The sequence below is a fragment of the Bacillus sp. LR_5 genome (assembly GCF_042709275.1).
In genome coordinates this window covers 1-4,749 of record NZ_JAVAXX010000389.1, presented here as the reverse complement: position 1 = coordinate 4,749, position 4,749 = coordinate 1, and the positions used below count along the sequence as shown (strand labels likewise).

General features: G+C 45.4%; 5 protein-coding genes. 4 read left to right on the top strand and 1 reads right to left on the bottom strand.

The window, feature by feature from the left end; translation table 11 throughout:
- Positions 1–162 precede the first annotated feature (162 nt).
- The 4 genes from thiU to thiX are packed head-to-tail and all read left to right on the top strand — an operon-like array spanning position 163 to position 3,732.
- Positions 163–765, top strand: a complete 603-nt coding sequence (gene thiU / locus RAC86_RS35475; protein WP_072566171.1) for an HMP/thiamine ABC transporter substrate-binding protein ThiU — start codon at positions 163–165, stop codon at positions 763–765.
- Position 766: 1 nt separating this feature from the next.
- The gene (locus RAC86_RS35470) at positions 767–1,366 is read left to right on the top strand and encodes an ECF transporter S component (RefSeq protein ID WP_014113544.1); all 600 of its coding nucleotides are present in this window, start codon (positions 767–769) and stop codon (positions 1,364–1,366) included.
- Entirely contained in the window at positions 1,353–2,993 is a 1,641-nt protein-coding gene (locus RAC86_RS35465; RefSeq protein WP_072566170.1) for an ABC transporter ATP-binding protein, read from the top strand. The genes RAC86_RS35470 and RAC86_RS35465 overlap by 14 nt, the downstream gene beginning before the upstream one ends.
- Complete coding sequence (gene thiX / locus RAC86_RS35460; RefSeq protein WP_061187327.1) at positions 2,968–3,732, top strand: HMP/thiamine ABC transporter permease ThiX; 765 nt, start codon at positions 2,968–2,970, stop codon at positions 3,730–3,732. The genes RAC86_RS35465 and thiX overlap by 26 nt, the downstream gene beginning before the upstream one ends.
- 32 nt (positions 3,733–3,764) lie before the next feature.
- Here the strand turns inward: thiX and rsbRB are convergent, their stop codons facing one another.
- Positions 3,765–4,598 (bottom strand): RsbT co-antagonist RsbRB, encoded by an 834-nt coding sequence (gene rsbRB / locus RAC86_RS35455; protein ID WP_014113541.1) that lies wholly within the window; start codon positions 4,596–4,598, stop codon positions 3,765–3,767.
- Positions 4,599–4,749 lie beyond the last annotated feature (151 nt).

The following is a 4,749-nucleotide window of genomic DNA, read 5'->3' as shown; positions in this document are numbered from 1 at the left end:
ACGCGCTTTGATCCCTTATGACCCGATCTGGATAATACCAGCGTGGGGAAGTGCAGGTTGACCGAATGGTGTATTTTTTTGTGCGCTTAATCGATCTATGACTGCATATTCCCTTAGGATATGCAGTTTTTTATTTTACAAAAAAAACAGGAGGTCGGAGAAATGGATCATATTTGTGGTACAAGCAGAATTGCCGGGTTTCGGTTCTCTTTATACCCGATGACGGATGATTTTATCGGTGTGATCAAGTCTGCGCTAAAAAAAACAGACACATCTAAAGTTTGGACGAAAACCGACCATATCAGCACAGTTCTGCGCGGATCGATTGATCATGTATTCGATGCTGCCAAAGCCATTTATCTTTATGCGGCGAACAGCGAAAAACACATCGTCATGAACGGCACGTTTTCCATCGGATGCCCGGGCGATACACAGGGAGATACATATCTTTCCGCGAATGATAAGCGTGTCAATGAAGATGCTGTCCGAAGCCTAAACGCGGAAGCTCCGTGCCAATTTGCGCTTTATCCGATGAATGAGCCGGATTATATGGGCTTGATCATGGAAGCTGTCGATATTGCGAAAGCAGAAGGCACCTTCGTACAAGGTGTCCATTATGCGAGCGAGCTTGACGGGGATGCGCATGACGTGTTCAGAACACTGGAGGCCGTTTTCCGCATGGCTGAACAGCAAACAAACCACGTAACCATGACTGTGAATCTCTCGGCTAACAGTCCATCAAGAAAAAACAGAAAGCAGGGATAAAATGAAAAGCTGGAAAGTAAAAGAAATTGTCATCATGTCCGTTATCAGTATCGTTTTTGCCGTTGTTTATTTATTATTCACGCATTTCGGAAACGTACTTGCAGGTATGTTCGGGCCAATCGCCTATGAACCGATTTACGGCATTTGGTTTATCGTTTCTGTCATCGCCGCGTACATTATTCGAAAACCGGGTGCGGCGCTAGTTTCTGAAATCATTGCCGCTCTCGTAGAATGCTTGCTGGGAAATCCGTCTGGCCCGATGGTCATCGTCATCGGCATTGTACAAGGTCTCGGGGCTGAGGCTGTATTTCTCGCGACACGCTGGAAAGTATACTCTCTGCCTGTACTTCTGCTGGCAGGAATGGGATCTTCAGTAGCCAGCTTTATCTACGATCTCTTTGTTTCTGGCTATGCAGCCTATTCACCAGGTTATCTTCTTATTATGCTTGTCATCCGTCTGATTTCCGGCGCGTTGCTTGCGGGGCTGCTCGGAAAAGCGATCAGTGACTCTCTCGCTTATACGGGTGTGTTAAACGGAATGGCACTCGGAAAGGAACTGAAAAAGAAACGGAAGCAGGCATCAGAACATGCAAGCCTTTGATGACTTCCTGACGGTTGACCAGCTCAGCTTCTCTTATGAAGAAGACGAGAAACCGGTATTTCAAAACATTTCGTTTGAGCTTCAAAAAGGAGAATGCGCTTTATTGTTAGGGCCGAGCGGGTGCGGAAAAAGCTCGCTCGCCCTTTGTTTAAACGGTCTTTACCCGGAGGCTTGCGACGGCATACAGTCCGGACATGTATTTTTATTTCAAAAGCCGGTCACTGGTGCTGAAACCTCCGAAACAATTGCTCAGCATGCCGGGGTCGTCTTTCAGGACCCGGATCAGCAGTTTTGCATGCTGACGGTGGAGGACGAAATCGCTTTCGGGCTAGAAAATCTGCAGGTTCCGAAAGAAGAGATGGCGGAGAAGATTGATGCCGTATTAGAAAAATTACGCATTACCCATTTAAAAGAAAAAACAATTTCTGCACTGTCAGGAGGACAAAAACAAAAAGTGGCTCTCGCCTGTATTTTGGCGATGGAGCCTGAGCTTATTATGTTAGATGAGCCAACTTCTTTATTAGATCCTTATTCAGCTCGGGAATTCGTTCACATGATGAAAGATCTTCAGCAAGAAAAAGGCTTCAGCCTCCTCGTCATTGAGCACCAGCTTGAAGAATGGACGCCTTGGATTGAGAGAACGATTGTACTGGACAAATCAGGGAAAAAAGCGCTCGATGGCCGGACGAAAGATCTATTTCAGCACGAAGCGGAAACCCTAAAGGAGTTGGGCATCGCGATTCCAAAAGTGTGTGACCTGCAGGAAAAACTCAGTATGCCGTTTACTTTATCAAAAGAAACGCTTTTCAAAGAACCCTTTGCCGGGCATGCCGAAAAGAAGGAAGCTCCTTCTGGGAAGAGTGTGCTGGAAATCAGCGGCCTTTCGTTCGCAAGAGGACAGCAGACGATTTTCAAAAACATCAGCTTTTCATTGCGCGAAGGCTCTTTGACGGCGCTTGTCGGCCCGAATGGCACTGGAAAATCAACACTCTTATCCGTCCTCGCCCGTCTGATGAAGCCGAAAAGCGGCAAGATTCTTCTATATGATAAGCCGCTGCAATCGTATAAAGAAACTGAACTGCGAAAACGAATGGGATTTGTTTTTCAAAACCCGGAGCATCAGTTCGTCGCCGGCACAGTATATGACGAGCTGCTGTTCGGCCAGAAAGTAAATGCTGAAACTGAGAAAAAAGCGCAGCACCTGCTGCATCGTTTCGGTCTTGCGCATTTGGCTGATCATCATCCGTTTGCAATCAGCCAAGGGCAAAAACGGCGCCTGAGCGTCGCTACCATGCTCATGCATGACGTAAAGGTTTTATTATTAGACGAACCAACCTTTGGCCAGGACGCCCGTACGGCGGCTGAATGCATGGACATGATTCAGCGTATCAAGGCAGAAGGAACCGCTGTCCTCATGATTACACACGATATGGAGCTTGTGTCTTCGTATGCCGACAGCGTGCTAGTGCTTCACGATACGGGCCTGGCCTTTGACGGATCTCCAGCGCAGTTATTTTCTCAGGAAACTGGGCTTGTCCAAAAAGCAAAGCTCACCCTTCCCCTTTTATATGAATGGATGGCATATCAAAAGGAGGTGCGTGATGAAGCAGCCGTTACATCTCATTAATCCGACAGTGAAAGCGGCCGCCGTTTTTTGCTGTGTTGTCATGCTGTCGTTTATTTACAATCCTTACACTCCTGCGTGTTTTTATATCATCATTGTTGCGGGTATTCTATTGGCGGCCAAAATCCCATTGAAAAAATGGTTTTTGTTTACGATTCCGTTTTTGATTTTGGCATTCGGATGCGTATGGACAGCCGCTGTTTTTGGCAAGGTTCCGACAACTCCGGATAATTTCTTATTTCAAGCCGGTCCTATCTCGATCAACAGCGATAATGTATCTGTCGGCATCTCTCTCGGATTTCGTATTTTGTGCTTTTCTGCCTTATCGATGATGTTTGTTTTTACAACCGATCCGATTTTATTTATGCTGAGCCTTGTCCAGCAGTGCAAGCTCTCACCAAAGCTCGCATATGGCGTCATTGCAGGCTTTCGTTTTCTTCCGCTGTTAAAGGATGAGGTCCAGCTGATCCAGCAGGCTCACAAGATCAGAGGAGGAGCGGCGGAGAGCGGCTTCATTGAGAAAATCAGCGCGTTAAAGCGGTATACCATCCCGCTTTTGGCAAGCGCCATTAGAAAAGCGGAACGGACAGCGCTTGCGATGGAATCGAAAGGTTTTACTGGAAGCAGAAACCGGACATATTACCGGACACTAACCGTCAACCGGCGCGACTGGCTGTTCTTTTGCCTCGTTCTCTTGTTATTCGCAGGATCTTTTCTCGTATCTTTCTGTTTTGCCTCATAAAAAATCCGCTATCGGCGATAGCGGATTTTTTCTTATTGATGATAGTTTAATGCCTGGGCAAGATTGGTTTTAATTGTAATATTCGAAAAATCAATCCCCAGCTGTACAGCGGTTTGCGCAATTTCAGGCCTGATTCCTGACAGGGTTGACCTAACACCGATCAAATTGAGCGCCTCGATCAATTTAAAGATTTGGTGTGCTACCATCGTATCAACCACTACAACACCTGACAGATCGATTAACAGATGCTCCACGCGTCTTTTTGCACAAGCCTGAAGCGTGTTTTCCAGAATAAACTTTGCCCGTTCTGTATCAATGTCACCGACAAGCGGAAGCAGAGCTGTTGATTTGCTCAAGGTAATGATAGGCGAGCTTAATTCTAGTATCATTTCTCTTTGGGCGTTTAATTGCTGTTTGGCATTCATTTCAGCGTGATCGACGAAGGTATAAATGGTAAAATCAAATACTTTTACAATCAAATCTGCCCATTTTTGTTTCTCTCCCGATTCAAACGCCGACTCGTTTTCTTCTGCGAACTTCTCAAAATACTTCGTATATAATCTCCGGTTTCTCATAAACTCCCGAATGACATACTGAACCGGAGTGTCAAGATGCTTTTGATCGTTCGTCAGCTCAATGACCCACTCTTGAAATTCTTCGAGAAATTGTTTTTCCGGTAAAACATACATGTAATTCAGATGCCGATAAAATTCTCTATCCTGCTCTTTCAATTCTTCCGTTACAGAAGCATTATGTAAGGCGTAAAGCGAATTCGGATCGCTTTCCTCCATCGTTTCAATCCATTCCTCGGCCATTTGTTCAACATGTTCTGAAAAAAATGCATATAATTTTTCATTCAGTTTCATCACACTGCTCCTTTCCCCAACACTATTATAACTTGACTAACAGCTGAATCCCAGTCATACATGCTGAAGCCATCCAATATTTTGAAAATTACTAATTCTTTGGGTTGTATCCTATTTTTTCAAAATGCTTCAAATGGCTCTGTCCGAGCGG

Excerpts from the sequence above, each read along its gene's own strand:
- thiU (WP_072566171.1), top strand. The coding sequence starts at position 163 with ATGGATCATATTTGTGGTACAAGCAGAATTGCCGGGTTTCGGTTCTCT.
- RAC86_RS35470 (WP_014113544.1), top strand. The coding sequence starts at position 767 with ATGAAAAGCTGGAAAGTAAAAGAAATTGTCATCATGTCCGTTATCAGT.
- RAC86_RS35465 (WP_072566170.1), top strand. The coding sequence starts at position 1,353 with ATGCAAGCCTTTGATGACTTCCTGACGGTTGACCAGCTCAGCTTCTCT.
- thiX (WP_061187327.1), top strand. The coding sequence starts at position 2,968 with ATGAAGCAGCCGTTACATCTCATTAATCCGACAGTGAAAGCGGCCGCC.
- rsbRB (WP_014113541.1), bottom strand. The coding sequence starts at position 4,598 with ATGAAACTGAATGAAAAATTATATGCATTTTTTTCAGAACATGTTGAA.